Source organism: Streptomyces sp. 15-116A, assembly GCF_025290915.1.
GTDB lineage: Bacteria > Actinomycetota > Actinomycetes > Streptomycetales > Streptomycetaceae > Streptomyces.
This window is the reverse complement of the sequence record NZ_JAOCQE010000068.1, coordinates 1-25,970: the sequence shown is the minus strand read 5'-3', so window position 1 is coordinate 25,970 and position 25,970 is coordinate 1. Positions and strand designations below refer to the sequence as shown.

Annotated in this window: 26 protein-coding genes; 16 read left to right on the top strand and 10 right to left on the bottom strand. The window is 71.1% G+C overall.

The window, feature by feature from the left end; all coding sequences use genetic code 11:
* Nucleotides 1-556: alcohol dehydrogenase catalytic domain-containing protein (locus tag N4P33_RS14355; protein ID WP_399029435.1), on the bottom strand; the 556-nt coding region annotated here is incomplete at its 3' end.
* 125 nt (nt 557-681) lie between these two features.
* Between N4P33_RS14355 and N4P33_RS14350 the strand changes: the two genes are divergently transcribed.
* Nucleotides 682-1,083 (top strand): helix-turn-helix domain-containing protein, encoded by a 402-nt coding sequence (locus N4P33_RS14350; protein WP_260826862.1) that lies wholly within the window; start codon nt 682-684, stop codon nt 1,081-1,083.
* 14 nt (nt 1,084-1,097) lie between these two features.
* Here N4P33_RS14350 and N4P33_RS14345 read toward each other — a convergent pair whose 3' ends face one another.
* The gene (locus N4P33_RS14345; protein WP_260826861.1) at nt 1,098-1,574 is read right to left on the bottom strand and encodes a MarR family winged helix-turn-helix transcriptional regulator; all 477 of its coding nucleotides are present in this window, start codon (nt 1,572-1,574) and stop codon (nt 1,098-1,100) included.
* A 118-nt stretch (nt 1,575-1,692) separates the two neighbouring features.
* Here N4P33_RS14345 and N4P33_RS14340 point away from each other — a divergent pair, with 118 nt between their 5' ends.
* The 4 genes from N4P33_RS14340 to N4P33_RS14325 all read left to right on the top strand — a co-directional run bounded on the left by N4P33_RS14340 (nt 1,693) and on the right by N4P33_RS14325 (nt 4,308).
* Entirely contained in the window at nt 1,693-2,028 is a 336-nt protein-coding gene (locus N4P33_RS14340) for a YnfA family protein (protein WP_260826859.1), read from the top strand.
* An 88-nt stretch (nt 2,029-2,116) separates the two neighbouring features.
* Complete coding sequence (locus N4P33_RS14335) at nt 2,117-2,896, top strand: SDR family NAD(P)-dependent oxidoreductase (protein WP_260826858.1); 780 nt, start codon at nt 2,117-2,119, stop codon at nt 2,894-2,896.
* Nucleotides 2,797-3,033, top strand: a complete 237-nt coding sequence (locus tag N4P33_RS35685) for a hypothetical protein (protein ID WP_399029438.1) — start codon at nt 2,797-2,799, stop codon at nt 3,031-3,033. The genes N4P33_RS14335 and N4P33_RS35685 overlap by 100 nt, the downstream gene beginning before the upstream one ends.
* Nucleotides 3,034-3,042: 9 nt before the next feature.
* The gene (locus tag N4P33_RS14325) at nt 3,043-4,308 is read left to right on the top strand and encodes a GNAT family N-acetyltransferase (protein WP_260826854.1); all 1,266 of its coding nucleotides are present in this window, start codon (nt 3,043-3,045) and stop codon (nt 4,306-4,308) included.
* Here the strand turns inward: N4P33_RS14325 and N4P33_RS14320 are convergent.
* The gene (locus N4P33_RS14320; protein ID WP_260826852.1) at nt 4,298-5,491 is read right to left on the bottom strand and encodes an RtcB family protein; all 1,194 of its coding nucleotides are present in this window, start codon (nt 5,489-5,491) and stop codon (nt 4,298-4,300) included. The two genes, N4P33_RS14325 and N4P33_RS14320, sit on opposite strands and share 11 nt — an antisense overlap.
* Before the next feature lie 215 nt (nt 5,492-5,706).
* Between N4P33_RS14320 and N4P33_RS14315 the strand changes: the two genes are divergently transcribed.
* The 3 genes from N4P33_RS14315 (at nt 5,707) to N4P33_RS14305 (ending at nt 8,975) form a co-directional block, all read left to right on the top strand.
* The gene (locus N4P33_RS14315; protein ID WP_260826851.1) at nt 5,707-6,561 is read left to right on the top strand and encodes a DUF3558 domain-containing protein; all 855 of its coding nucleotides are present in this window, start codon (nt 5,707-5,709) and stop codon (nt 6,559-6,561) included.
* A gap of 119 nt (nt 6,562-6,680) precedes the next feature.
* The gene (locus tag N4P33_RS14310; protein WP_260826849.1) at nt 6,681-7,583 is read left to right on the top strand and encodes a DUF3558 domain-containing protein; all 903 of its coding nucleotides are present in this window, start codon (nt 6,681-6,683) and stop codon (nt 7,581-7,583) included.
* Between the two features lie 90 nt (nt 7,584-7,673).
* Entirely contained in the window at nt 7,674-8,975 is a 1,302-nt protein-coding gene (locus N4P33_RS14305; RefSeq protein WP_260826847.1) for a DUF2637 domain-containing protein, read from the top strand.
* 69 nt (nt 8,976-9,044) lie between these two features.
* Here the strand turns inward: N4P33_RS14305 and lysS are convergent, their stop codons facing one another.
* The gene (gene lysS, locus N4P33_RS14300; RefSeq protein ID WP_260826846.1) at nt 9,045-10,787 is read right to left on the bottom strand and encodes a lysine--tRNA ligase; all 1,743 of its coding nucleotides are present in this window, start codon (nt 10,785-10,787) and stop codon (nt 9,045-9,047) included.
* A 149-nt stretch (nt 10,788-10,936) separates the two neighbouring features.
* Between lysS and argS the strand changes: the two genes are divergently transcribed.
* Nucleotides 10,937-12,700, top strand: a complete 1,764-nt coding sequence (argS, locus tag N4P33_RS14295; protein ID WP_260826845.1) for an arginine--tRNA ligase — start codon at nt 10,937-10,939, stop codon at nt 12,698-12,700.
* Nucleotides 12,701-12,783: 83 nt separating this feature from the next.
* Here the strand turns inward: argS and N4P33_RS14290 are convergent, their stop codons facing one another.
* Nucleotides 12,784-13,185, bottom strand: a complete 402-nt coding sequence (locus N4P33_RS14290) for a peptidase inhibitor family I36 protein (protein WP_260826843.1) — start codon at nt 13,183-13,185, stop codon at nt 12,784-12,786.
* Between the two features lie 287 nt (nt 13,186-13,472).
* Here N4P33_RS14290 and N4P33_RS14285 point away from each other — a divergent pair, with 287 nt between their 5' ends.
* Together N4P33_RS14285 and N4P33_RS14280 are read left to right on the top strand one after the other, a co-directional pair.
* Nucleotides 13,473-14,357 (top strand): peptidoglycan-binding protein, encoded by an 885-nt coding sequence (locus tag N4P33_RS14285; RefSeq protein ID WP_260826841.1) that lies wholly within the window; start codon nt 13,473-13,475, stop codon nt 14,355-14,357.
* Complete coding sequence (locus N4P33_RS14280; RefSeq protein ID WP_260826839.1) at nt 14,354-15,211, top strand: XRE family transcriptional regulator; 858 nt, start codon at nt 14,354-14,356, stop codon at nt 15,209-15,211. The genes N4P33_RS14285 and N4P33_RS14280 overlap by 4 nt, the downstream gene beginning before the upstream one ends.
* Nucleotides 15,212-15,226: 15 nt before the next feature.
* On the opposite strand, the gene N4P33_RS14275 is transcribed toward N4P33_RS14280, so the two are convergent.
* The 3 genes from N4P33_RS14275 to N4P33_RS14265 form a co-directional block, all read right to left on the bottom strand.
* Nucleotides 15,227-16,039 carry an arylamine N-acetyltransferase gene (locus tag N4P33_RS14275; protein WP_260826864.1) on the bottom strand — a complete coding sequence of 271 codons (813 nt, stop codon included), beginning with the start codon at nt 16,037-16,039 and terminating at the stop codon, nt 15,227-15,229.
* A 23-nt stretch (nt 16,040-16,062) separates the two neighbouring features.
* Complete coding sequence (locus N4P33_RS14270; RefSeq protein ID WP_260826837.1) at nt 16,063-17,271, bottom strand: PLP-dependent aminotransferase family protein; 1,209 nt, start codon at nt 17,269-17,271, stop codon at nt 16,063-16,065.
* 228 nt (nt 17,272-17,499) lie between these two features.
* Nucleotides 17,500-18,948 (bottom strand): helix-turn-helix transcriptional regulator, encoded by a 1,449-nt coding sequence (locus N4P33_RS14265; protein ID WP_260826836.1) that lies wholly within the window; start codon nt 18,946-18,948, stop codon nt 17,500-17,502.
* A gap of 213 nt (nt 18,949-19,161) precedes the next feature.
* Here N4P33_RS14265 and N4P33_RS14260 point away from each other — a divergent pair, with 213 nt between their 5' ends.
* Nucleotides 19,162-19,878, top strand: coding sequence for a DUF4232 domain-containing protein (locus N4P33_RS14260; protein WP_260826834.1), 717 nt, complete (start codon nt 19,162-19,164; stop codon nt 19,876-19,878).
* 84 nt (nt 19,879-19,962) lie between these two features.
* Here N4P33_RS14260 and hemB read toward each other — a convergent pair whose 3' ends face one another.
* Nucleotides 19,963-20,955, bottom strand: a complete 993-nt coding sequence (hemB, locus tag N4P33_RS14255; RefSeq protein ID WP_260826833.1) for a porphobilinogen synthase — start codon at nt 20,953-20,955, stop codon at nt 19,963-19,965.
* A 274-nt stretch (nt 20,956-21,229) separates the two neighbouring features.
* Between hemB and N4P33_RS14250 the strand changes: the two genes are divergently transcribed.
* A complete protein-coding gene (locus N4P33_RS14250; protein ID WP_260826832.1) occupies nt 21,230-22,654 on the top strand; it encodes an FAD-binding oxidoreductase in 1,425 nt (474 codons plus the stop codon).
* Nucleotides 22,655-22,737: 83 nt separating this feature from the next.
* On the opposite strand, the gene N4P33_RS14245 is transcribed toward N4P33_RS14250, so the two are convergent.
* Nucleotides 22,738-23,664 carry an HAD family phosphatase gene (locus N4P33_RS14245; RefSeq protein ID WP_260826830.1) on the bottom strand — a complete coding sequence of 309 codons (927 nt, stop codon included), beginning with the start codon at nt 23,662-23,664 and terminating at the stop codon, nt 22,738-22,740.
* Nucleotides 23,665-23,762: 98 nt separating this feature from the next.
* On the opposite strand from N4P33_RS14245, the gene N4P33_RS14240 reads away from it, so the two are divergent.
* The 3 genes from N4P33_RS14240 to N4P33_RS14230 form a co-directional block, all read left to right on the top strand.
* A complete protein-coding gene (locus N4P33_RS14240; protein WP_260826828.1) occupies nt 23,763-24,041 on the top strand; it encodes a glutaredoxin family protein in 279 nt (92 codons plus the stop codon).
* A gap of 303 nt (nt 24,042-24,344) precedes the next feature.
* A complete protein-coding gene (locus tag N4P33_RS14235; RefSeq protein ID WP_260826826.1) occupies nt 24,345-25,118 on the top strand; it encodes a redox-sensing transcriptional repressor Rex in 774 nt (257 codons plus the stop codon).
* Nucleotides 25,115-25,970 (top strand): glutamyl-tRNA reductase (locus N4P33_RS14230; RefSeq protein WP_260826824.1); only part of this gene is annotated, 856 nt, incomplete at its 3' end. The genes N4P33_RS14235 and N4P33_RS14230, both read left to right, overlap by 4 nt.

The following is a 25,970-nucleotide window of genomic DNA, read 5'->3' as shown; positions in this document are numbered from 1 at the left end:
CGCCCAGCGATCGTACGAACTCCTCGTCGTCCTCCCGGGCGAGCCCGGTGACGGACACCCCGCGCAGGGCGGCGAGCTGGACGGCGTACCCGCCGACCGCGCCCGCCGCACCCGTGACCAGGAGCGAGGAGCCCGGCGCGAGGTCCAGCAGATCCAGGGCCTGCGCCGCGGTCAGCGCGTTCAGCGGGAGCGTCGCCGCCTGCACCGCGTCGGCCGTGCGCGGCGCCCGCGCCACCGCGTCCGCCGGTACGACCACGTAGTCGGCGTGCGTCCCCAGCGGCCTGAGCATGCCGTGGTGCAGCGCCACCACCTCCTCCCCGGCGCTCCAGCCGGCCCCCGCGCCCGCCGCGTCGACGGTCCCCGCGACATCCCAGCCCAGCCCGATCGACGTGCCCGCGCCGCCGAACACCCCCTCGCGCAGAGCCGCGTCCACCGGATTCAGCGCCGCCGCCGCGACCTTGATCCGCACCTCCCGCTCCCCCGGCTCCGGCACCGCGGTCTCCACGATCCGCACGGCCTCCGGCCCACCGAACGACGTCACCACTGCTGCATGCATGACACAACTCCCTGATGATCACTGTCCGTCGCGGTGACCTCCGCGATCGACCACAACCCTAGGAAGAGCTACTATCCACAGGGAAGTAGTTACCTCAGAGTGCGTTCGTCACCCAGGAGTGAGCCATGGCCACCACCACAGCGGCCCAGCGCCGCGAACAGGCCCGCATCGCCTACGACGCCTACCTGCGCGACTGCCCCACCAACCAGCTCCTCGACCGCATCAGCGACAAGTGGGTCGCCCTCGTCGTCAGCGCCCTCGCCGCCGGCCCCATGCGCTACAGCGAACTCGGCCGCAAGATCGCCGGCGTCAGCCCCAAGATGCTCACCCAGACCCTGCGCACCCTGGAACGCGACGGCCTGCTCTCCCGCACCGTCACCCCGTCCGTCCCCGTCCGCGTCGACTACACCCTCACCCCGCTCGGCCAGAGCCTCGCCCTGCTGCTGACCGCCGTGAAGGACTGGGCGGAGACCCACTTCGACGAGGTCCACAAGGCCCGCGAGCAGTACGACGCCGCCGCCTCCTAGGGGGTGTCCACCTCCTACGGCAGCTCCCCCGCCCGCAGCCGCGCCGCCTGCCGCGCGCTGAACTCCGTGGTCCGCCTCATGTGATCGATGAACAGGGCGAGTTGCCCGTCGTCGAGATCGTCGAACAGCGCGATCCAGCCACCGCCCAGCCGCTCCCACACCCGCCCGAACTCCGCCGCGCGCTCCGGCACCGGCGCCACCAGCACCCGCCGCCTGTCCCCCGCGTCCCGCTCCCGCACCACGTACCCGGCCCGCTCCAGCCGGTCCACCAGCCGCGTCGCCGAACCCGTCGTCAGCCCCGTCAGCTCCGCGATCCGGCCCGTAGACACCGGACCACCCTCCAGCGTCAGCAGATTCAGACACTGCAGATCGGTCGGATGCAGACCCAGATGATCCGCGACCGCCTGATTGAACAGCGCGTACGAGGCGATGTAGCGGCGCGAGACCACGGACAGCTCCGCCAGCAGCCGCGACCGCGCGTAACCCGACATGCAGCATGTATCCCCCGCGCGGCCCCCTCCAGACGCCCCCCAACAGGTGACACCCGCCCCGGACGCCCTCCCACAGGTGACACCGGCCGCCCCCCGCCGCCCGTGCGAAGCTGCCCTCATGCTGATCCTCCGCTCCGCCGCCCTGTTCGTCCTCGCCGCGCTGCTGGAGATCGGCGGCGCCTGGCTGGTCTGGCAGGGCGTACGCGAGCACCGCGGCTGGATGTGGGCCACCGGCGGCGTCCTCGCCCTCGGCGCGTACGGCTTCGTCGCCACCTTCCAGCCCGACGCCCACTTCGGCCGCGTCCTCGCCGCGTACGGCGGCATCTTCGTCGCCGGCTCCCTCCTGTGGGGCGTCATCGCCGACGGCTACCGGCCGGACCGGTGGGACATCACCGGCGCGCTGATCTGCCTCGCCGGCATGGCCGTGATCATGTGGACGCCCAGGAACGGCTGAGACCGGCCCGGGGCCCGTCGGCGGCCCGCGCCTATGCTGGCGGGACCACCCCGAGACATCACCGAGCCCCGCCCGAGGAGCCCCCGCCATGGCCAGCGCCACCCCGCCCGCAGCCTCCCGCATCGCCGTCGTCACCGGTGCGAGCAGCGGCATCGGCGCCGCCACGGCCCGCGGACTCGCCGCGGCCGGCTACCGCGTCGTCCTCACCGCCCGCCGCAAGGACCGTATCGAGGCACTCGCCGAGGAGATCACCGCGGCCGGCCACTCCGCGACCGCCTACCCCCTCGACGTCACCGACCGCGCCGCCGTCGACGAGTTCGCCACCGCCTTCACGACCATCGGCGTCCTCGTCAACAACGCGGGCGGCGCACTCGGCGCCGACCCCGTCGCCACCGGCGACCCCGACGACTGGCGCCGGATGTACGAGACGAACGTCATCGGCACCCTCAACCTCACCCAGGCCCTCCTGCCCAAGCTGGAGGCCAGCGGCGACGGCACGGTCGTCGTGGTCTCCTCCACCGCGGGCCACGCCACCTACGAGGGCGGCGCCGGCTATGTCGCCGCCAAGCACGCCGAACACGTCCTCGCCGAGACCCTCCGCTTGGAGATCGTCGGCCGCCCGGTCCGCGTCATCGAGATCGCCCCCGGCATGGTCAAGACCGAAGGCTTCGCCCTCACCCGCTTCGCCGGGGACGAGGAGAAGGCCGCCAAGGTCTACGAGGGCGTCGCCGAACCCCTCACCGCCGAGGACATCGCCGACACCATCACCTGGGCGGTCACCCGCCCCAGCCACGTCAACATCGACCTCCTCGTCGTCCGCCCCCGCGCCCAGGCCTCCAACACCAAGGTCCACCGGGAGCGCCGATGACGACCGACCCCGAACAGCAGCGCCTCGCCCTGGAGAAGAAACGCGAACGCTACGTCTGGTACTACCTCGGCTACTTCCTCTTCGGCATCCACGTCGTCGCGTTCGTCATGATCTACGCGGTCATGCACGCCAAGTAGCGTGGCCGGGTGGACCGACACATACCCTTCGACGCCCTGCACAACGTCCGTGACCTGGGCGGCCTGACCACCACCGACGGCCTCCGCATCCGCCCGGGCCTCCTCTACCGCGCCGACTCCCTCGGCAAGTTGAGCCCGGACACACCGGACTGGGACCGCTTCCTCTCCCTCGGCATCGGCACGGTCGTGGATCTGCGCCGCCCGTGGGAGATCGAGACCCACGGGCGCATACCCGCGCACCCGTCGTTCAGGTACCACCACCTCAGCATCGAACACCGCGCGTACGACCAGGCCGCCCTGAACACGGAAGCCGACCTGAGCGCCTACCTGACGCAGCGCTACCTGGAGGTCGCCGAGGAGGGCGCACAGGAGATAGCCCAGGCCCTCCACCTCATCGCCGAAGCGGCCACCACCGGCACCCCCCTGATCTTCCACTGCGCCTCGGGCAAGGACCGCACGGGCCTCGTGGCCGCCCTGACCCTGAGCCTTCTCAACACCCCCACGGCCACGATCGTCGAGGACTTCACCCTGACGGAACTGGCCGCCCCCGCCCTCCTCGCCGACTGGACAGCCCGCCACGGCCACCCCCCACAGTGGTTGGCCTTCGGCCGCGCCCCCGCCGAGGTGATGCGCCACCTCCTGACCCACCTCACCGCCCGCCACGGCTCAATCGAGGCGTACGTGACGGAGTCCCTGCACCTGGACGCGCGAACCATCTCCACCACACTCCGCACCCGCCTACTGGAAGAGCCCACGTACAGCCAGGATGAATTGACGTTCCGTCAGGCAACCGACTCGGACGCCCCCACCCTCGTCCGCCTCCGCGACTCGGCGGCCCTGTGGATGCTGGCCCGCGGAATCGACCAGTGGAAGCCGGGCGAGAAGGACGAGACCCACTTCCGCACGCGCATCCGCGAGGGCGAGGTCTGGCTGGCCCACCACGGCGACCACTTGGCCGGCGCCTACGAACTCTGGTGGGACGACCCCGCCGCCTGGGGACCCCGCCCACCGGAGGCCGGGTACATCCACCGCCTGATGACCACCCCCCACACGGCCCCACCCGGCACGGGCCGCGCCCTCCTGACCCACGCGGAATCCCGCATCAAGGCCCACGGCCACCCCTACGCCCGCCTGGACTGCCTCGCCACGAATCCCCACCTCCGCACGTACTACGAGAAGGCGGGCTATAAGGTGGTCGGAGAACAGCAGGCCAAAAAGGACGGCAAGGGCAGCCCGTACGCGGTAACGCTCCTGGAGAAGCAGCTCAGCCCTTGACGCAGACGACCTGCTTCAGCTTGGCCACGACCTCTACGAGGTCCCGCTGCCGGTCGATGACCTGCTCGATCGGCTTGTAGGCGCCCGGGATCTCGTCCACGACGCCGGAGTCCTTGCGGCACTCCACGCCCCGGGTCTGCTCCTCCAGGTCCTTCGTCGTGAAACGCCGCTTCGCCGCGTTGCGGCTCATCCGCCGACCGGCGCCGTGCGAAGCCGAGTTGAAGGACTTCTCGTTGCCGAGCCCCTTCACGATGTACGAGCCCGTGCCCATCGAGCCCGGGATGATCCCGTACTCGCCCGAGCCCGCCCGGATCGCGCCCTTGCGGGTGACGAGCAGGTCCATGCCCTCATAGCGCTCGCGACTGACGTAGTTGTGGTGACAGCTCACCTCAGGCTCGAAAGTCACCCTGGCCTTCTTGAACGCCGTACGGATCACATCCTTGAGGAGCGCCATCATGATCGACCGGTTGTACTTCGCATACGCCTGGGCCCAGTAGAGATCGTGCTCGTACGCCGCCATCTGCGGGGTGTCCGCCACGAAGACGGCGAGGTCGCGGTCGACCAGGCCCTGGTTGTGCGGGAGCTTCTGCGCGACACCGATGTGGTGCTCGGCGAGTTCCTTGCCGATGTTCCGCGATCCGGAGTGGAGCATGAGCCAGACCGAATCGGACGTATCTACACAAACCTCCACAAAGTGGTTGCCATGGCCAAGGGTTCCCATTTGTGTAGCCGCCCTATCCCTGCGGAAATGCACCGCCTCCGCAATCCGATCGAAGCGCCCCCAGAAGTCATCCCACCCAGCAGTAGCAAGCCCATGAAACTTCCCGGGATCCACAGGCTCCGCATGCATCCCCCGCCCCACCGGAATCGCCTGCTCGATCTTCGAGCGCAGGCGGGACAGGTCGCCCGGGAGGTCGTTCGCCGTCAGGGACGTCTTGACCGCCGACATGCCGCAGCCGATGTCGACGCCCACCGCCGCCGGGCACACCGCGCCTTGCATCGCGATGACCGAGCCGACCGTCGCGCCCTTGCCGTAGTGGACGTCCGGCATGACCGCCAGGCCCTTGATCCACGGCAGGGTGGAGACGTTGCGCAGTTGCTGGAGCGCGCCCTCCTCGACCGTCGCCGGGTCGGTCCACATGCGGATCGGGACCTTCGCGCCCGGCATCTCCACGTACGACATGGCTTCCTCATTCCCCCGGAAAAGTACAAAAGTATGGAAACGCAAAACCGGTGCCAAGGTCGACGAAAAGGGATGACGGACCGGCGTCCACGGCAGTGCGTGCGATACACATTGTCTGCAGGGGGCGCCCCCGCGCGGCAAGCGATTAAGCAGCGGGGACACTGAGAAGACCCGGCGGGCACCGTCCCGCGCCCACCGTCGAGAGGAGCCCGATCGTGCAGCGCAAGGCGTACGTACCCGGCGTCGCCGCGCTCCTCGCGGCGCTGCTGGCCGGCTGCACCGGCAGCTCCGGTGACGGGGGCACCACGGACAACTCCAACCCGGGTGAGCCGGGTACGGCGACGCAGGCGGCGCAGCCGGGCAAGTACACCGCTCTTCCGGAGCCCTGTGGCGCGGTGGACGAGAAGCTGCTCGACGAACTGCTCCCCGGTATTCGTGAGTTGCCGGACGAGGCCGCGCGCGAGAAGGCGTACGAGGGTGAGGCGACGGTCACGTTCAACACGGACCGCCGGGCCGGCTGCCGTTGGAAGGTGGATTCGGCGCAGGCGACGGACCATCTCCGGGTCGATTTCGAGCGGGTTGTTTCGTACGACCGGGCCGTGAGCGACGACAGTGAGGCGGAGCGGTTGTTCGCGGAGCGGCTGGTGGCGGCCGATCTGCCGGAGCCGACGACCGGGGAGTCCGGTTCCGCCGGGGAGTCCGGTTCCGCCGACGCCGGTGCCGGTGCCGACGCCGATGCCGACGAGGCCACCGGCCCTGCCACGGAGCCGAGTTCGTCCCCTTCCTCCGGCTCGCCCTCCTCGCCGCCGCCGTCGCTGTCCCCGTCCGGTCTTCAGTCCCGCGCGCTGGACGATCTGGGCGACGAGGCGTTCCTCGACGACGAGCTCAGCAGCTCGGGTTCGACGGCCAAGCAGCGCATGGTGACTGTGGCGTTCCGCACGTCCAATGTGATCGTGACGGTGGAGTACGCGGAGCAGCCGGCGACGGTCGGCGCGGTGCCGGACAGCAAGGAAATGCAGGACAGGGCGCGGAAACTGGCCTCCGGGCTGGCTGATGCGCTGAGCGGCTGAGCGCCGTCCACGCGCCCTTCACGCCCCTGCGCAAAGCCCCCGAAGGAAGACCACACGGGTGGCGCAGCGCGTACCGTGACCCCTCGGACCCCGTTCCGACCGCAGGGAACACGAGCGTCATGAGTGAAGGAACCATGCAGCGACGAGCACAGCGAGATCAGCGTGAGCAGCGGACCAAGCGCCTTGGCCGCGTCCTTGTCTGCGCGGCCGCCGTCCCCGTGATGCTGGTCGCCGCCGGCTGCTCCTCGGACTCCGGCTCCGACGACGGCAAGGACAAGGCGGCGGGTGCGTCCGCCTCGGCGTCGGCGAGTCCGTCGCCGACGGTGCAGGCGGCGGCGTTCAAGACGCTGCCGGAGCCGTGCGAGGTGTTGTCGAAGAAGACCCTCGAAGAGCTCGCACCGAAGGCGAAGTCGGGCAAGGAGGGCAACTCGGACGATGTGTCCGCGCGTGCCAACTGCTCGTGGAGCAGCCTCGACAACAACGGTGTGAAGGGCTCGCAGTTCCGTTGGCTGAATGTGTCGCTGCTGCGCTTCGAGTCCGATGTCACGCGTGGTGCGGGCGACAAGCTGGCCGAGGAGTACTACGGCAAGCAGGTGCGCGACGCGAAGTCGGCCGAGGGCGCGAAGGGTGTGACGTCGGAGCCGGTCACGGGTACGGGTGACGAGGCGACGGCGATCGCGTACGAGCTGAAGAAGAAGGAAGGCACCTTCAAGCAGCAGACGGTCGTGGCGCGCGTCGAGAACGTGGTGGTCACGCTCGACTACAACGGTGCGGGCCTGGCCGGTGACAAGACGCCGAGCGCCGAGGACCTGATGAAGGACGCGAAGGCGGCGGCGAAGGAGGCGGTGGCCTCGGTGACGGAGGCGAACGGCCCGTCCGGTTCGAAGGCGCCGTCGAAGTCCTCGTCGTCCCCGTCGAAGCCGGCGTCCGGGGACTCCTCGAAGGCACCGTCGAAGGCCGCGTCGAAGACGCCCTCCAAGGCCCCGGCGAAGGCCTCTTCGAAGACGTCGGGCAAGAGCTGATCCCGCGCTGAACGAGAACCGGCCACCCGTCCTCCGCACACATGTGCCACTCTGTTGCGCGCAAGAACTCGCATGGGGAGGGGAGTACGGGTGGCCGCGCCACTGCAGCTGACACGGATGCACCGGGTTCTGATCGGCGTGGTCGTCACCGGTGCGGTCATCATCGCCGGTATCGGCTTCGCGGGTTCGTACGCGGCGGTCCGTGAACTGGCCCTGAAGAAGGGCTTCGGGGACTTCAGCTACGTCTTCCCGATCGGCATCGACGCGGGTATCTGCGTCCTGCTGGCCCTGGATCTGCTGCTGACGTGGATCCGTATCCCGTTCCCGCTGCTGCGGCAGACGGCGTGGCTGCTGACGGCGGCGACGATCGCGTTCAACGGCGCGGCGGCGTGGCCGGATCCGCTCGGCGTGGGTATGCACGGCGTGATCCCGGTGCTGTTCGTCGTCTCGGTGGAGGCGGCCCGGCACGCGATCGGCCGGATCGCCGACATCACGGCCGACAAGCACATGGAGGGCGTGCGCCTCACCCGCTGGCTGCTGTCCCCGGTGCCGACGTTCCTGCTGTGGCGCCGGATGAAGCTGTGGGAGCTGCGCTCCTACGAGCAGGTGATCAAGCTGGAGCAGGAGCGCCTGGTCTACCAGGCCCGCCTCCGCTCCCGCTTCGGCCGCGCCTGGCGCCGCAAGGCCCCGGTGGAGGCCCTGATGCCCCTCCGCCTGGCGAAGTACGGCGTCCCCTTGGCGGAAACGGCCCCGTCGGGCCTGGCAGCGGCGGGCATCGAACCGGTCCTGATCCCCCCGGCACCGGAGGCCGACCTGGCTGCGGGCGGTCGTGCCGCTGGGGCGGCGCCCGTCCCACAGAAAGCGGCACCTCCCAGCGAGCAGCGCCTGGAGCTCGAGCCTCAGCCCCACCCGGGCCGGCACAACCAGACACCCCCGGACCAGAACCCCTGGCTCCACGCCCGAGACCCCCGCACGGTCGAGTACCACGGCGGTTACGACCCCACCTACGACCCGGACGAGCAGTACGCCCGCTGGTACGAGGAGCAGCAGCAAGCCGACCAGTACCGCGACCAGTACGAGGAGGAGCCGCCCCTCCAGGAGCCGTCCCCGGAGGAGACCGGCAGTTTCCCGATCCCGGTGTCCCCGGGCCGTACCCGCGAGCTGGGCGAGGGCGGTGGCTCACCGGAGCCGAGCGGGCCCTCGGAGGAGGACTTTTACCAGATCTTCCGTGAGTCGATAAAGAGCGGCAACGGCGCTCCGACGCCGCGCGGCTTCATCGCCGACGTCGAGGCGATCTACGGCGTCACCCTGGACGAGGCGGAGTCCAAGCGCATGATGAACCGCTTCTCCAACCGCCTGAACGCCGAGCTGACGGACGAGCACATCGCTTAGCGCGTACATGCGCATACGAGGAAGGGGGCGCCCGGCGAACACCGGACGCCCCCTTCCTCGTAGAACGGCCTACTCCCCGAGCAGTGCCCGCACCCGCTCCTGCCCCACGGCAAGCAGCAGCGTCGGCAGCCGGGGTCCGGTGTCGCGCCCGACGAGCAGGTGGTACAGCAGGGCGAAGAAGGACCGCTGGGCGGTCTTGATCTCCGGCGGGAGTTCCTTGGGCGTGGCGTCGGCGGAGAAGCCGGCCTGGACCTTGGGGACGCCGTAGACGAGGTGGGTGAGTCCGTCGAGGGACCAGTGGTCGGCCAGTCCGTCGAGCAGCAGCCGGATCGATTCCCGGCTCGGCTCGTCGAGGGACTTCAGCAGTTCGGCGTCGGGCTCCTCGCGGACGATGGTGCGCTGGTCGGCGGGGACGTGGGTGTTGATCCACGCCTCGGCCTTGTCGTAGCGCGGGCGGGCCTCGTCGAGGGAGCCCAGCGGGCGGGACGGGTCGAGCTCGCTGAGGATGCGCAGGGCCTGGTCCTCGTGGCCGGCGGTGATGTCGGCGACGGAGGCGAGGGTGCGGTACGGCAGCGGGCGGGGGGTCGTGGGCAGCTCGCCGCTCGCCGTGCGCACGGCACGGGAGTGGGCGGCGACGTCGGCGGGCAGGGCGCTGCCGTCGGCGACCTTGGCGTCGAGGCGGTCCCACTCGTCGTAGAGGCGCTGGATCTCCTGGTCGAAGGCGATCTTGAAGGACTGGTTGGGCTTGCGGCGGGCGTAGAGCCAGCGCAGCAGCTGGGGCTCCATGATCTTCAGCGCGTCGGCCGGGGTGGGCACGCCGCCGCGGGAGGACGACATCTTGGCCATGCCGCTGATGCCGACGAAGGCGTACATGGGGCCGATGGGCTGCTGGCCGCCGAAGATCCCGACGATCTGCCCGCCGACCTGGAAGGACGAGCCGGGGGAGGAGTGGTCGACACCGCTCGGCTCGAAGATCACGCCTTCGTAGGCCCAGCGCATGGGCCAGTCGACCTTCCACACCAGCTTGCCGCGGTTGAACTCGTTGAGGCGGACGGTCTCGGAGAAGCCGCAGTCGGTGCAGGCGTAGGTGAGCTCGGTCGAGTCGTCGTCGTACGACGTGACCGTCGTCAGGTCCTTCTCGCAGTTGCCGCAGTACGGCTTGTACGGGAAGTAGCCGGCGGAGCCGGAGCTGCCGTCGTCCTCGGCGGCGGCGCCGGAGCCTTCGGCGGCCTCGAGCTCGGCCTCGTCGACGGGCTTCTGCTGCTGCTTCTTCGCCGGGGCCTTCTTGGTGCGGTACTGGTCGAGGATGGCGTCGATGTCGTGCCGGTGCCGCATGGCGTGCAGGATCTGCTCGCGGTAGGCGCCGGAGGTGTACTGCTGGGTCTGGCTGATGCCGTCGAACTCGACGCCCAGCTCGGCCAGCGACTCGATCATCGCGGCCTTGAAGTGCTCGGCCCAGTTGGGGTGGGGGGAGCCCTTGGGGGCGGGGACGGAGGTGAGCGGCTTGCCGATGTGCTCGGCCCAGGTCTCGTCGATCCCGGCGACGCCGGCCGGCACCTTGCGGTAGCGGTCGTAGTCGTCCCAGGAGATCAGGTGCCGGACCTGGTGGCCGCGGCGGCGGATCTCGTCGGCGACGAGGTGCGGGGTCATGACCTCGCGCAGGTTGCCGAGGTGGATGGGGCCGGAGGGGGAGAGACCGGACGCGACGACGACAGGTTTGCCCGGGGCCCGGCGCTCCGACTCCTCGATGACCTCATCCGCGAAACGGGAGACCCAGTCGGTGGTCTCGGTGCTCTGAGCCACGATCGGCACGTCCTCTTTTTCTGAAGCTGGTGCAAGGGCACTGACAGGTACTGACCACCATTCTCCCAGACCACCACGCGCCCGGGAAAACCGCTTTACCCCCCATGGGATACTGGCGGGGTCTATCCATCCCCACGAGGAGAACGGCACCCAAACTTATGGCCCCGGTCACGTCCCTCAGCGACACCGTCCAGCAGCAGCTCGCGTCCGCGATCCTGGCCGTCCGGCCGGAGGCGGCCGCGGACCCGCTGCTGCGACGAAGCGACCGGGCCGATTTCCAGGCCAACGGCATCCTGGCCCTGGCGAAGAAGGCGAAGGCCAATCCGCGGGAGCTGGCGACGGAGGTCGTCGCGCAGGTGGCCGCCGGTGACGTGATCAAGGACGTCGAGGTGTCCGGGCCGGGCTTCCTCAACATCACGATCGCGGACCGGGCGATCACGCGGAACCTGGCGGCGCGGTACGCGGACGACACGGGCCGGCTCGGTGTGCCGCATGCGGAGCAGCCGGGCACCACGGTGATCGACTACGCCCAGCCGAACGTGGCGAAGGAGATGCACGTCGGTCATCTGCGGTCGGCGGTGATCGGTGACGCGGTGGTGAAGCTGCTGGAGTTCACCGGTGAGAACGTGGTGCGCCGGCACCACATCGGCGACTGGGGCACCCAGTTCGGCATGCTCATCCAGTACCTGGACGAGCACCCGCACGAGCTGGACCACTCCGGCGCCGAGGTGACGGGTGAGGAGGCGATGTCGAACCTCGACCGCCTCTACAAGGCCGCGCGCCGGCTGTTCGACTCCGACGAGGAGTTCAAGACGCGGGCGCGGCGCCGGGTGGTGGACCTCCAGGCGGGTGAGCCGGCGACGCTGGCCGCGTGGCAGAAGTTCGTGGACGAGTCGAAGATCTACTTCTTCTCCGTCTTCGAGAAGCTGGACATGGAGATCCGCGACGCGGACATCGTCGGCGAGTCCGGCTACAACGACATGCTGGCGGAGACGTGCCGGCTGCTCGAGGAGTCGGGCGTGGCGGTGCGCTCCGAGGGGGCCCTGTGTGTCTTCTTCGACGACATCAAGGGCCCGGACGGCAAGCCGGTGCCGCTGATCGTGCAGAAGTCGGACGGCGGCTTCGGCTACGCGGCGACGGACCTGTCGGCGATCCGCGACCGCGTGTTCAACCTCAAGGCGAATTCACTGATCTACGTGGTGGACGCCCGCCAGTCGCTGCACTTCAAGATGGTCTTCGAGACGGCCCGCAAGGCGGGCTGGCTGAACGACGACGTGAAGGCGTACCAGCTGGCGTTCGGCACGGTCCTCGGCAAGGACGGCAAGCCGTTCAAGACGCGTGAGGGCGAGACGGTCCGGCTGGTGGACCTCCTCGACGAGGCGATCGACCGCGCGTCGGCCGTCGTCCGGGAGAAGGCGCAGGACCTGTCGGAGGAGGAGATCGCCGAGCGGGGCGCCCAGGTGGGCATCGGCGCGGTGAAGTACGCGGACCTGTCGACGTCGGCGAACCGCGACTACAAGTTCGACCTGGACCAGATGGTCTCGCTGAACGGCGACACATCGGTGTACCTCCAGTACGCCTACGCCCGGATCCGCTCGATCCTCCGCAAGGCCCCGGAGTCCGTACGCCCGGCGCCCCACCCGGAGCTGGAGCTGCACGAGGCGGAGCGCGCGCTCGGCCTGCACGTGGACGCGTTCGCGGAGACGGTCGCGGAGGCGGCGAAGGAGTACGCCCCGCACAAGCTGGCGGCGTACCTGTACCAGCTGGCGTCCCTGTACACGACGTTCTACGACAAGTGCCCGGTCCTGAAGGCGGATTCCCCGGAGCAGGTGTCCAACCGCCTGTTCCTGTGCGACATCACGGCGGCGACGCTGCACCGGGGCATGGACCTCCTGGGCATCCGGACACCCGAGCGTCTCTGAGTCCGGTTCGTACGCACACGGGTGCGGCCCGTCCTCTCCCCCGAGGCGAGGACGGGCCGCGGCTGCGGGTGGTTCAGGTGGGGTCAGCGGCAGTTGACCCACTTGTTGGACTTCTGGTACCAGACGGCGTCGCCCGTCCCCTTGACTCCCCGGGCGAGAACTCCGCTGTCCCCGCGGTAGTTCGTCTTCGTGTACCACTTGTAGTCACAGGACTTGCCGTGGTTGTACCAGGACTTGAAGCCCTGGAAGACGACGAACCCGGTCAGGTCCGCGTTGTTGCCGGCCACCTTCTGCATCCGTCCGGTGTAGTTCTTCCCGGACCAGACGCAGAACCAGCCCGACGGACAGTCCTTCGCCGCCGCGGGTGCGGCGGGCGCTGCCGGGGCCGACCCGGCCGCTCCGGCCGTGCCCGCGCTTCCGGCCAGCAGGCCACCGGTCAGTGCGACGCCACTGGCGAGGACCGCGAGCTTCCTGGTGATGGGCATGCTGTTCCCCCTTCGAGGTCTGGGTGGGCCGACCGGGCCGGTCGGCTCGGCAACGATGCTGCGGGGCAGGGCGCGCAGGTCTCCACAGTTGCCGCAGAAGTGACGTCAGGGTGGGACGACCCGGTCGCTGAGCTGCGGTGTTGCGGTGAGCCGGGACGGTGTCGCGGGACGGCTGGGACAGGGCCGTGGCCGATTTGGTGCGGGTGCGGGAACCGCTGTCCGGGGCGGGCCGTGGATGCTGTTGCAGAATGCGACGGGGACGGACCGTGAACGCGAATGGGGGGAACATGTCGCGTTGGAAAGGGCTGCCCGCTGAACTCGACCCGCGTGTGCGGCACTTGGTGGTGCGCTTACGCCGGCTGAAGGACCACAGCGGACTGAGCATGCGTCAACTCGCCGCGAAGACGGGGTACAGCGCGTCGTCGTGGGAGCGGTATCTGGGCGGCAGGTCGCTGCCGCCAAGGGAGGCGGTCGAGGCGATCGCCGCGATCACTGGCGAGGACCCGACCCGCCTGCTCGCCCTGCGCGACGTCGCGGCGGCGGCGTGGTCGGGCGGACAGACGCAGGGAACTACGCGACCGGCCGCGGACGAACAGCAGTCCGCTCATGACCAACCCGTACCGCAGGATCCCGTGCCGCAGGGCCTCGGACCGGTCGAGCCCGTACCGCAGGGCCTCGGGCCGGACGAACCCGTACCGCAGGGCCCCGCACCGGACGATCCCGCGCCCCACGCGCGCCCCCTCCGCGTCATGCTCGCCGCAGGCGTCGTCGCGCTCGTGCTCGTCGGCGCCTCCGCGACCGTTCTCGTCGCCCGGCTCACCGGGGACGAAGGGCACACCGCCCGGACCTCCGCCGCCGCCTCCGCGTCCGCGCCGGGGGCGGAGGCACCCGCGCGGTCGGCGCCCTCGTACACCTGCCGGGTGGAGCGGGTCGACGGCCGCTGGTACGCGGGGCACAGCCGTACCCGCGACGCGATCCTGTGGACCGGCCACTCCGGGCCCAAGGTCGCCGAGGCGCAGTGCCTGCTGCGGCGGGCGGGCTTCTCGCCGGGCGACATCGACGGCATCTACGGCCCGCTGACCGAACGCGCCGTCAAACGGCTGCAGAAGAAGGCCAATCTGGTGGTGGACGGCATCGTCGGCCCGCACACCTGGGGGGCGTTACGGGGATGACGCCCTCGCCGGAGCGCACACAACTGGCCTTCGCGCTCAGGGAGTTGAAGCAGCGGGCCGGTCTGAGCCTGACCGGCCTCGAGGAGCGCACCCCGTTCAGCAAGTCCTCCTGGGGCCGCTACCTCAAGGGCGAGACCCTGCCCCCGCGCGAGGCCGTGCGGGAGCTGTGCCGGCTGGCGGGCGAACCGGACGGCCATTGCCTGGCCCTGTGGGAGCTGGCCGAGGCGGAGACGAGCGGCCGCGCCGCCCCACCGCAGACCGAGCAGCCCCCACCGGAGCCGTCATCAGAGCCGGGTCCACCATCGAAACCGCCTCCGCCCCCGGCACCCGCGGCACCCCCTCACAAACCCACCCGGCACGGATCATGGCGCATCGCGGCGGTGACCGCAGCCGCACTGACCGCCGTCCTGACCCTCACGGCGACCGCGGCACTCCTCCTCACCGGCTCCGGCTCCCCCGAGTCCGAGCCAGAAACCACAGGCATCCCCACCTCACCCCCCGCCCCCCGCTGCCGTGACACCTCCTGCGAGGCGCGCGACCCCATGAACATGCGGTGCGGCTCGGGCACCCACACCCTCGCCACCCACCGCACCGCCACCGGCGCCCGCCTGGAGCTGCGCCACAACCCGCGCTGCGGGGCGAGCTGGGCCCGTATGTGGTCGACCGAGGTGGGCGACCGCCTGGAGATGACCGCGTCCGGCCCCACCCACGCCACGGAGGTGGTGGACGCCCTCGACGCCCGGAACTACCTCTACACCCCCATGACGGCGACGGACCCGGGCACGCTGGTACGGGCCTGCTTCCGGCCCGCGCACCGCTCACCGCGGGAGTGCTTCGAGGCCACCGTCCGCTGAGGCCGGGCGACCGGCTCAGACAGGCAGCCGCACACCCTCCGGTACGTCGATCCCGAACTCCTCGCTCAGCAGGCCCCGCATCTCCGCCCCGTCGGACAGCTCGCGGCGCGTGACCGTGCCGTCGGCGCGGGTCTCGGTGAGGCGGGGGCCGTCGAGGAGGAGGTGACGGTCGGGGGTGAGGTTCTGGACGTAGAGGCGGTGGCGGAACGGGGAGCGGGGGTGGGTGGCGATGTGCCAGTTGATGACCTCGAAGTCGGCGGGCTCGAACGGCTCCACGGTGAAGGCGTACTGCGCCTCCCAGCCGCCCTCGCCCGCCCCGTAAGCCCCATACGCCCCATATGCCCCGTACGCCTCCAGGACCCACATCTCCAGCGGCCCGGTGTGCGGTGCGTGCACGAGCCGGTGGCGGCGGCCCATGTCGTGGAACTCCGTGCCGGTGACGAGCGGCACCGGCTCCAGCAGCGCGCCGATCGCGCCGAAGCCGACGTCCACGAGGTAGGGCCGCGGGTCGCCGGGGATGCCGACGAGCAGCGCCATGTGGGTGCGCGGGCGGCTCGCGAAGCGGTCGGTGCCGACCACGACCCGGGCGGCCAGCCGGGTCACCCGGAAGCCGAGGGTCTCCAGGACGGCCGCGAAGAGGGTGTTGTGCTCGTAGCAGTAGCCGCCGCGCCGGCTGTGCACCAGCTTGTCCGTCAGATCGGCGAGGCCGAGGGAGGGGGCCACACCGCGCACGGGGTCGAGGTTCTCGAAGGGGATGGACCACGCGTGAGCGGCCTGTACGTCACGCAGAGTCGCGAGATCGGCCCGCCGCTCCCCGTCCCATCCGATGCGCTTGACCTCCTCCCCTTGCCCTAGTCCTTGAGTCCGTCCCCCAGCCTGCGCAGGCCCTCCTCGATCTCCTCCGGGGTCTGGGTGACGAAGCACAGGCGCAGGGTGGAGGGGGCGGGGTCGGCGGCGTAGAAGGGGGCGCCGGGGACGTAGGCGACGTGGTGGCGGACGACCTGTGGGAGCAGTGCGGTGGTGTCGTACGGCTCGGGCAGCCGGGCCCACAGGAACATGCCGCCCTCGGGACGGGTCCAGGTGGAGCCGCCCGGGAGGGCGGCGGGCAGACCGGCGAGCATGGCGTCGCGGCGTGCGCCGTACACGGCGGCCACGCGCCGGACGTGGGCGTCCAGGTCGTGGTCGGCGAGATAGCGGGCGGCGGCGAGCTGGTTGACGGTCGGGGTGTGCAGGTCGGCGGCCTGCTTGGCGACGGCGCAGGCCCGCCGCAGGTCGGCGGGTGCCCGCAGCCAGCCGAGGCGCAGGCCGGGCGCCATGATCTTGGAGAAGCTGCCGAGGAGCACGGTGCGGTCCTCGGCGCCGGGCAGCGCGGCGATCCACGGCACGCGTTCGCCCTCGTAGCGCAGTTCGCCGTAGGGGTCGTCCTCGATGATCCACAGCCCGCGCCGCGCGGCCACCTCGGCGACGGCGGTCCGGCGTTCGAGGGGCAGGGTGCGGCCGGTGGGGTTCTGGAACGTGGGCACCAGATACAGCGCCTTGGGCCGCTCCCGCACCACCAGCTCCTCCAACGCGACAGGATCCAGGCCCTGTTCGTCCCCCGGCACGGCCAGCACGCGCGCCCCGGCCAGTCCGAAGGCCTGAAGTGCCGCGAGATAGCAGGGGCTTTCGACGAGCACGGTGTCGCCGGGTTCGATCAGTGCGGTGGCGAGCAGGGAGAGCGCCTGCTGGGATCCGGTGGTGACGAGGAGGTCGTCGGCGTCGGTCGGCAGCCCGCGCTGGGCGGTGCGTGCGGCGAGCGCGGTCCGCAGCGCGGGCTCGCCCTCGGTGGTGGAGTACTGCAGCGCCCGCGCGGGCGTCTCGTCGAGCACCGCCCGATACGCCGCCGCGATCCCGCCGGCGTCGAACAGCTCCGGCGCCGGCAGCCCGCCCGCGAAGTTGATCACCTCGGGCCGCGCGGTCACCGCCAGGATGTCCCGTACGGGCGAACCGCCGATGTTCCGGGTCCGTGCGGCGAGTCGGGGCACGGGAGCGGTGGCGGACGCGGGCTCGGTGACGGTCATGACACGGCTCCTGAGGCTGAGGCAACGGCACGTGACCGGCAGCCTAGGAAACTGCTTGCCCTCTACACCCGCCTTTCCGCGATCCGGACACCCGACGGGAGTCCGGGGGCGTGCCGATGTAGTCCGTACGCCTCTCGGGCCCGCTGGTGAGCACAGCATCCGCGTGCGCCGGCACCACCGGTCGTTGTCGGCATACCAGACTTGGTGGTGCCCGGTCGGTACCCTCGGCTACTCCACCTTGGTGGTTCCCTCCGGCACCCACTCCTCGCCGCCCAGCGGGAACTCGTACGCCGGGCGCCCGTTGTTGCCGCTGGTGCGGAAGGGCTCGCCCTCGTCGCCGACGGTCAGCGTGCCGCTGCGGGAGCCGCTGGACCACTTCAGCTCCAGGTACCAACTCACGTCGTACGCCGAGGCGTCCGCCTTGATGAAGTAGACCTCGGGGTCCGACTCGCTCACCTTGAACGGGAAGTTCCGGTGCCCGGACTCCGGCGTCACCACCGGTCGCGCGGCGTCCAGGGCAACGGTGAAGGAACGCGTGGGCACGTTCCCGCCGCAGCCGACGCCGGGGTAGCCCATGGCGAAGTCGTTCCAGGGGAGCGGCGACCGCTTGCCCGCCACCCGCACGGTGAGCCCGTCCACGACCACCGTCTCCGAGCCGGTGCCCTGCACGGTGACCCGCACATACTGCTCCCCCGACGACACGGCACCCTGCCTGGCGACCCACGCCGGCGCGTCCTGCTCGATCGGCGGCGGGGAGACCTCGGTCGGCGGCTCGTCGATCAGATACCGCTGCGAGCAGGGGTCCTGCCAGACGTAGGGGTCGGCCCGCACGGTGAGCGGCACGGTGTTGTCCCGGCCTGCGGCGCCCGCGGAGGCGATCGGCCGGGCGTCGGAGGCGGAGGCCGACGCGCTGGGCGTGCCCTTGTCCTTCTCCTCGGCGGACGCGGAAGGCGAGGCGGAGGGGGACGGTGAGGCGGCGCTGTCGTCCCGGCCGGCTCCGCCTCCGACGCCTGCGGCCCCGACGGGCCCCTGCCGCCCGTCCCCGTCCGCCTCGCCGCCCCCCGGGAGGCTCAGGGCGAGGGTGACTCCGCCGAGGACGACGGCCACGGCGATTCCGGCGAGGACGGCGGTACGGGTACGACGCCGACGACGGGGGCGGGCTTCGCCGGTGCCGGTGCCGGTGCCGGTGACTTCGGGGACCTCGACCTGCGGGACCTCAGCCTGCGAGACCTCGTCCTGCGGGACCTCGTCCTGCGGAACCCCGGCCTGCGAGACCTCAGCCTCCGGAACCCCGGCCTGCGAGACCTCAGCCTGCGGACTCACAGCCTCCGCCCCCTCGGCGCCCGGACCTCCCCCAGCAGGTTCGTCACCGACGGGCGCCGCTGCCGCCGCGTGCTCCGCAGCCGCCCCGGGCGCCCCCTTCCGCCCGCGCGCCGCGTCCGCCAGCACCCACCGCCGGTGCAGCTCGACCAGTTCCTCGGGGTTCGCCCTGCAGAGCCGGGCCAGCCGTTCCACCGGCGCGTACTCGGCCGGCACCGCGTCCCCGTTGCAGTACCGGTGCAGGGTCGACGTACTCATGTGGAGCCGTTTGGCGAGCACCCCGTAGCTCAGCCCGGACCGCTCTTTCAGCGCCCTCAACTGCCCGGCGAACTCCGCCGCGGCCGTACCCTCCGACACCGTTCCTCCCACCCCCGTGTCCCATACCGCCATTCCAGGGAACGGTCGTTTCCCCAGGTCACAGCGGTGCCAGTGTTCCAGCGTCCCAAATCCCCCGCCAGACCTGGCAGCCGGGACGGATCACCGGACACGCTCTGGTCATCCAAGCACGCCGCTCCCGGTCCCCGGTCGAGCGGCCATGCCGAAACCCGTACTCACGAAAAGGAATTCGCCATGCGTACCTCCCGCATCCGTCTGCTCGCGGCCACCGGAGCCACCCTCGCCGCCCTCGCCCTCACCGCCTGCCAGGACGGCACGGGCACCGAGGACGAGGGCGCCGCCACCCCGAGCGCGACGGCGACCGCGGACACCTCCAAGGACACCTCGAACGCCCCCTCCCAGGCCGGCGGAAACGACGGCGGCGGCAGCGGCGGCACGGACGCCGGAAACAGGGACAAGGGCAAGGGCGACGACAAGGACGAGGCCGCCGGTGGCACGAACGAGTCCGGCGGTGACGCTCCGCAGACCCGCGTCGCCTGCAACGGCTCCAACACCACCGTCACCGCCCAGCCGGTGCCCCGCCCCCTCAACCACATGCTGATCACGGTGAAGAACACCGGCTCGAAACCCTGCGACCTCACCTACTTCCCGGTGCTCCGCTTCGACGAGATGCAGTGGGTGCCGCAGCCGATCGAGGCGACGAAGCCGCAGGCCGTCGTCGGTATCGACCCGGGCGAGTCCGCGTACGCCGGTGTGCTCCTGTCGGCCGCAGACGGCAGCGGGAACGGCGGCACCACCGGCCATCAGCTCACCGTCGGCTTCCAGGGCCGCACGCCGAACAGCAGCGGCGGCCCCTCCGCGATCCCGTCCCTGCCGGCGAAGGGCGTGTACTACGACAGCAGCCTGGCGGTGACGTACTGGCAGCAGTCGATGGAGGACGCCCTGCGCTAGGGGGTGTCGTGGTCCGAAGCCCACGCCGGGTTTCCGGACCCGTCCCGGCGGGGGACGGTCCCGGAGCCCGGCGGCCGTACGGAGTCAGCGCAGGGCGCGGGCCGCCTCGACGGCCCAGTAGGTGAGGATGGTGCGGGCGCCCGCGCGCTTGATGCCGGTCAGGGCTTCGAGGATCGCCCGGTCGCGGTCGATCCAGCCCTTCTCCGCGGCGGCCTCGATCATCGCGTACTCGCCGGAGACCTGGTACGCCGCGACCGGCACGTCCACGGTGTCCGCGACGCGGGCGAGGATGTCGAGGTAGGGGCCGGCCGGCTTGACCATCACCATGTCGGCGCCCTCTTCGAGGTCGAGCGCCAGCTCGCGCAGGGACTCGCGGACGTTCGCCGGGTCCTGCTGGTAGGTCTTGCGGTCGCCCTGGAGGGAGGAGCCGACGGCGTCGCGGAAGGGGCCGAAGAAGGCGGAGGCGTACTTCGCGGTGTAGGCGAGGATCGCCACGTCCTCGCGGCCGATCTGGTCCAGCGCGTCGCGGATCACGCCGATCTGGCCGTCCATCATGCCGCTGGGGCCCACGACATGGGCGCCCGCGTCGGCCTGCACCTGCGCCATCTCGGCGTACCGCTCGAGGGTGGCGTCGTTGTCGACGCGCCCCTGCTCGTCGAGCACGCCGCAGTGCCCGTGATCGGTCGTCTCGTCGAGGCACAGGTCGGACATCACCAGCAGCTCGTCGCCGACCTCGGCGCGCACGTCCCGCAGGGCGACCTGGAGGATCCCGTCCGGGTCGGTGCCCGGGGTGCCGACCGCGTCCTTCTTCGACTCCTCCGGCACACCGAACAGCATGATCCCGGAGACCCCGGCCGCCACGGCCTCCGCCGCGGCCTTCTTCAGGCTGTCCCGGGTGTGCTGCACCACCCCGGGCATGGAGCCGATCGGCACCGGCTCGCTCACGCCCTCGCGGACGAAGGCGGGGAGGATGAGGTCGGCGGGGTGCAGCCTGGTCTCGGCGACCATCCGACGCATCGCGGGGCTGGTCCGCAGACGCCGCGGCCGCGTGCCGGGAAAGGATCCGTACGTCGTCATACCGCCTACGCTACGCCCGCCCGAGGACCACCTTTGCCGACGCCGAGTCGGCGCGGAACACCGCACGCGGCGTGACTCGGTGCTCAACGGGAAGGGGCGCACGGCCCCGCATGCGCCCCACGAATCAAGGGCCCATGCTGGTGAGAGGAGTCCAACGCCCGGCTCCGCCCTGGACGGACCCCGACGGCCGCTCGCCTCGCGCCGTACCGCGACGTCTGGCCCACAGTCCGCCGTCGTCCCTCCGTATCTCCGTACGGACGTCACGGAGGACGAGATGACCACCACCGAGCACCTGCCCGACCTGTTCGCTCTCTCGGAGATCCGCGGCCCCGTCCTGCGTCCCGGCGACGACGGCTACGCCGAGGAGGCCGCCGGTTTCAATCTGGCCGCGCTGCACACCCCGGACGTGATCGTCGGGGCGACGGGCGTGGACGACGTGGTGACGGCGCTGCGCTGGGCGTCGGCCACCGGCACCCCGGTCGCCGTCCAGGCCACCGGGCACGGCGCCAACTTCCCCATCGAGCACGGCCTGCTGATCAGCACCGCCCGCATGACCGACGTGGCCGTCGACCCGCGCCGGCGCACCGCGACGATCGCCGCCGGCGCGAAGTGGCGGCACGTCGTCGACGCCGCCGCACCGCACGGGCTCGCGCCCCTCACCGGCACGTCCACGGACGCCGGCGCGGTCGGCTACGTCGTGGGCGGCGGTCTGCCGCTGCTCGGCCGGACCTACGGCTATGCCGCCGACCTGGTCCGTTCCTTCCAGGTCGTCACCCCCGACGGCACGCTCCACGAGGCCGACGCCGAGCACGAGACGGAGCTGTTCTGGGCGCTGCGCGGCGGCAAGGGCAATGTGGGCGTGGTGACCTCGCTGGTCACGGAGCTGATCCCGCTGCGGGCGCTGCTCGGCGGCGGGCTGTACTGCCACGCCGAGCACGCCGAGCCGCTGCTGAGTGCGTGGGCCGCGTGGACGCTTTCGGTGCCGGAGGAGATGTGCAGCGCGTGCGGCATGCTGCGCCTGCCGCCGATCCCGCAGCTGCCGGAACCGCTGCGGGGCGGCTTCTGGGCGCGGGTGGCGCTGGCGTGGACCGGCGATCCGGCGGAGGGCGAGCGGCTGCTGGAGCCGCTGCGCGCGGCGGCGCCCGTGGCGGTCGACCTGGTGGAGGTGATGCCGTACACGGACGTGGACCGCATCTCGATGGAGCCGCAGGATCCGCTGCCCGCCCGGGAGTCGTGCTCCTTGCTGCGCGCGCTCCCACCGGAGGCGATGCGGGCCTTCCTGGGCCAGGTGGGCCCCGGCGTCCGGGACTGCCCCCTCCTCGCGGCGCAGCTCCGTCACATGGGCGGGGCGCTGTCCCGGCCCGCCGCCACGGAGGACGCGATCTGCGCCCGTGACGCGGAGTACCTGCTGGAAGCCGTCGCGGTCCTGGCCGCACCGCCGGACGCCGAGTCCGTGGAACGCGCGACGACCGCCCTGCACACCGCGATGTCCCCGTACGGCACGGGCCGCACCATGGTCAACATCCACGGCACCCCGGGCGACGCATCCGACCGCGCCCGCGCCTGGACCCCGGAAACCTACACCCGCCTACGCCAGGCCAAGTCCCACTACGACCCCACCAACCTCCTCCGCTTCGGCCACACGGTCCCCCTGGCCTCCACCGAAGAAATGACGCGCCCCGCAGGGGCGCAGTCATAGGGGCGCGGGGAACTGCGCGACCAGCCCCCACGGCGCCGCACCCGGCAGACCAGACTGCACTTACGGCGCCAGCGCCGCAGGCGTCAGCGTCGCCGCCTGTGCAACGCAATCGCCGCCGCCGTGCCACCGGCAACCGCCCCGACCCCCGCCGCCGCCGGAATCCCGACCTTCGCCGCCTTCCGCCCCGTCCGGTAGTCCCGCAGCCGCCAGTCCATCGCCCGCGCATGCTTGCGCAGCTTGCTGTCGGGGTTGATCGCATACGGATGCCCGACCAGCGACAACATGGGGATGTCATTGTGCGAGTCGCTGTACGCCGCGCACCGCGAGAGATCCAGGCCCTCCGCCGCGGCCAGCGCACGCACCGCCTCCGCCTTCGCCGGCCCGTGCAACGGCTCACCCACCAGCTTGCCCGTGTACACGCCGTCGATGGACTCCGCGACCGTGCCCAGCGCCCCGGTCAGTCCCAGCCGCCGCGCGATGACCTGGGCGATCTCCACCGGCGCGGCCGTGACCAGCCACACCTTCTGACCGGCGTCCAGGTGGGCCTGGGCCAGCGCCCGGGTGCCCGGCCAGATCCGCTCGGCCATGTACTCGTCGTAGATCTCCTCGCCGATGGACTGCAGTTCGGCGACCCGGTGTCCCTGCACGATGGACAGTGCCGAGTCCCGCGCCTCCTGCATGTGCTCGGGATCCTCGACCCCGGCCAGCCGGAACCACGCCTGCTGCCAGGCGAACCGCGCCAGCTCGCGCGTCTCGAAGAACTTCCGCTTGTACAGCCCCCGCCCGAAGTGGAACAGCGCCGCGCCCTGCATCACCGTGTTGTCCAGGTCGAAGAACGCCGCGGCCCGTTCGTCGCCATGCACCGGGAACTCCGGTTCGCGTTCGGGAACTTCACGGTCGAGGACATCCGTGGTGGACTTGCGTGCTGCCTCCGCCGAGGCCTCGCCTGCCAACACGCTCCGCGCCGTGGCGGAGCGCCTACGGGGAGTGAGCCATCCGAGAGCGGCCATGTCCGTGAGCATAGCCAGTCAGTTCGGTGTTTCCGGAGTCGAGAGGTTTGAACGTCGTGAACTCTACGCGTCCGAGTCGTTAAAGCGGGCGCGGGACAATGGCCGACATGAGCCCTCTCTTCGGACGCAGGCAACCGCGGGATCACGTCGTCACCCTCATCCGCAAACCCGGCTGTCATCTCTGCGACGACGCGCAGGTCGTCGTCGAGAAGGTCTGCGGCGATCTGGGTGTGCGCTGGGAGCAGAAGGACATCACCCAGGACCCGGCTCTGCACGACGCGTACTGGGAGCAGATCCCCGTCGTCCTCGTCGACGGGAAGCAGCACACCTTCTGGCGTGTGAACGAAGCCCGCCTGCGCAAAGCCCTGGCGGACTGACCGACCGCAACTGACCAGCCAGTACAAACTGGCCGGAATGTCGCTTAGGATCGATGGCAGCTTGGTCTCGGGGGCGGGATTCACAGAGGAGAGTGTGCGGTTTTGCCCCCAGAAGAAAAGGAACGGTGCGCACCTGGCGCCGGTTCCCCGCGAGCGCCCCGGACCCGCGTGACTCGGGTCACGTTGGCCGGGCAAATCGGACACCATCTTTGTGCACGCGTTCACAAAGACATAGCCTGCTGTCGACGGGGCGGTCCGGGGACGTTCGACCGCCTGAAGCCCCGCTCTACCCGCAGGAGCACCGTGGCAACTGGCCGAACTCACCGACCGGCGACCCGTAGCCGAGGGATTCCCGAGGCCACCGTCGCCCGGCTTCCGCTGTACCTCCGCGCCCTGACCGCGCTCTCGGAGCGCTCGGTGCCCACGGTCTCCTCGGAGGAGCTGGCGGCCGCCGCGGGCGTCAACTCCGCGAAGCTGCGCAAGGACTTCTCCTACCTGGGCTCGTACGGCACCAGGGGCGTCGGCTACGACGTCGAGTATCTCGTGTACCAGATCTCCCGCGAACTCGGCCTGACCCAGGACTGGCCGGTTGTGATCGTAGGAATCGGTAACCTCGGCGCCGCCCTCGCCAACTACGGCGGCTTCGCCTCCCGTGGTTTCCGCGTGGCCGCGCTGATCGACGCAGATCCCACGATGGCCGGAAAGCCCGTCGCCGGGATCCCGGTGCAGCACACCGACGAGCTCGAGGCGATCATCCGTGACAACGGCGTGTCGATCGGTGTGATCGCCACCCCCGCCGGCGCCGCCCAGCAGGTCTGCGACCGGCTCGTGGCCGCCGGGGTCACCTCCATCCTGAACTTCGCGCCGACCGTGCTGTCCGTCCCGGACGGCGTCGACGTGCGCAAGGTCGACCTCTCCATCGAGCTGCAGATCCTCGCCTTCCACGAGCAGCGCAAGGCCGGCGAGGAGGCCGCCGCCGAGACCGCCGCCGGGGTTCCCGCCCCCGCCGCCTCCAAGCAGCCCTCCGCCACCGACCAGGGGCCCGACGGGGACGTACCCGCCGTGATGCCGGCATGAGTCTCCTCGTCGTCGGACTGAGCCACCGCAGCGCCCCGGTCAGCGTGCTGGAGCGGGCCTCGCTGAGCGCGGACGCGCAGGTCAAGCTGCTTCAGGACACGGTCGCCGCCGAACCGGCCACCGAGGCCGCGGTACTCGCCACCTGCAACCGCATCGAGCTGTACGCCGACGTGGACAAGTTCCACGCCGGTGTCGCCGAGCTGTCCACGCTGCTCGCCCAGCACAGCGGCGTCGGCCTGGAGGAGCTCACCCCTTATCTCTATGTGCACTACGAGGACCGGGCCGTCCACCACCTGTTCTCGGTGGCGTGCGGGCTGGACTCCATGGTCGTCGGCGAGGGCCAGATCCTCGGCCAGATCAAGGACTCCCTCGCCCGCGCGCAGGAGCTGCACACCGCGGGCCGGCTGCTGAACGACCTGTTCCAGCAGGCCCTCAGGGTCGGCAAGCGCGCCCACTCCGAGACCGGCATCGACCGCGCCGGGCAGTCCCTGGTCACCTTCGGCCTGGAGCAGCTGGCGCTCGGTGCGCCGGTCGAGTCCTGGGCGCGGCAGAAGAAGGCCCTGGTCATCGGCGCCGGTTCGATGTCCTCGCTGGCCGCGGCCACGCTCGCGCGGGCCGGGGTCGCCGAGATCGTGATCGCCAACCGCACGCAGGACCGCGCCGAGCGGCTCGCGGAGATCCTCACGCAGGGCGACGACACGGACGTACGGGCCCGCGCGGTGCCGATGGGTTCGGTCGCCTCGGAGCTGACACGTGCCGACGTCGTCGTCTCCTGCACAGGTGCGACGGGCCTGGTCCTGACGGCCGACACGATCGCCGCGGGCGTCGAGAGCCGCACGGGCGAGCGGCTCG

Excerpts from the sequence above, each read along its gene's own strand:
- N4P33_RS14350 (WP_260826862.1), top strand. The coding sequence starts at position 682 with ATGGCCACCACCACAGCGGCCCAGCGCCGCGAACAGGCCCGCATCGCC.
- N4P33_RS14345 (WP_260826861.1), bottom strand. The coding sequence starts at position 1,574 with ATGTCGGGTTACGCGCGGTCGCGGCTGCTGGCGGAGCTGTCCGTGGTC.
- N4P33_RS14340 (WP_260826859.1), top strand. The coding sequence starts at position 1,693 with ATGCTGATCCTCCGCTCCGCCGCCCTGTTCGTCCTCGCCGCGCTGCTG.
- N4P33_RS14335 (WP_260826858.1), top strand. The coding sequence starts at position 2,117 with ATGGCCAGCGCCACCCCGCCCGCAGCCTCCCGCATCGCCGTCGTCACC.
- N4P33_RS14320 (WP_260826852.1), bottom strand. The coding sequence starts at position 5,491 with ATGTCGTACGTGGAGATGCCGGGCGCGAAGGTCCCGATCCGCATGTGG.
- N4P33_RS14310 (WP_260826849.1), top strand. The coding sequence starts at position 6,681 with ATGAGTGAAGGAACCATGCAGCGACGAGCACAGCGAGATCAGCGTGAG.
- argS (WP_260826845.1), top strand. The coding sequence starts at position 10,937 with ATGGCCCCGGTCACGTCCCTCAGCGACACCGTCCAGCAGCAGCTCGCG.
- N4P33_RS14290 (WP_260826843.1), bottom strand. The coding sequence starts at position 13,185 with ATGCCCATCACCAGGAAGCTCGCGGTCCTCGCCAGTGGCGTCGCACTG.
- N4P33_RS14285 (WP_260826841.1), top strand. The coding sequence starts at position 13,473 with ATGTCGCGTTGGAAAGGGCTGCCCGCTGAACTCGACCCGCGTGTGCGG.
- N4P33_RS14280 (WP_260826839.1), top strand. The coding sequence starts at position 14,354 with ATGACGCCCTCGCCGGAGCGCACACAACTGGCCTTCGCGCTCAGGGAG.
- N4P33_RS14270 (WP_260826837.1), bottom strand. The coding sequence starts at position 17,271 with ATGACCGTCACCGAGCCCGCGTCCGCCACCGCTCCCGTGCCCCGACTC.
- N4P33_RS14260 (WP_260826834.1), top strand. The coding sequence starts at position 19,162 with ATGCGTACCTCCCGCATCCGTCTGCTCGCGGCCACCGGAGCCACCCTC.
- hemB (WP_260826833.1), bottom strand. The coding sequence starts at position 20,955 with ATGACGACGTACGGATCCTTTCCCGGCACGCGGCCGCGGCGTCTGCGG.
- N4P33_RS14250 (WP_260826832.1), top strand. The coding sequence starts at position 21,230 with ATGACCACCACCGAGCACCTGCCCGACCTGTTCGCTCTCTCGGAGATC.
- N4P33_RS14245 (WP_260826830.1), bottom strand. The coding sequence starts at position 23,664 with ATGGCCGCTCTCGGATGGCTCACTCCCCGTAGGCGCTCCGCCACGGCG.
- N4P33_RS14240 (WP_260826828.1), top strand. The coding sequence starts at position 23,763 with ATGGCCGACATGAGCCCTCTCTTCGGACGCAGGCAACCGCGGGATCAC.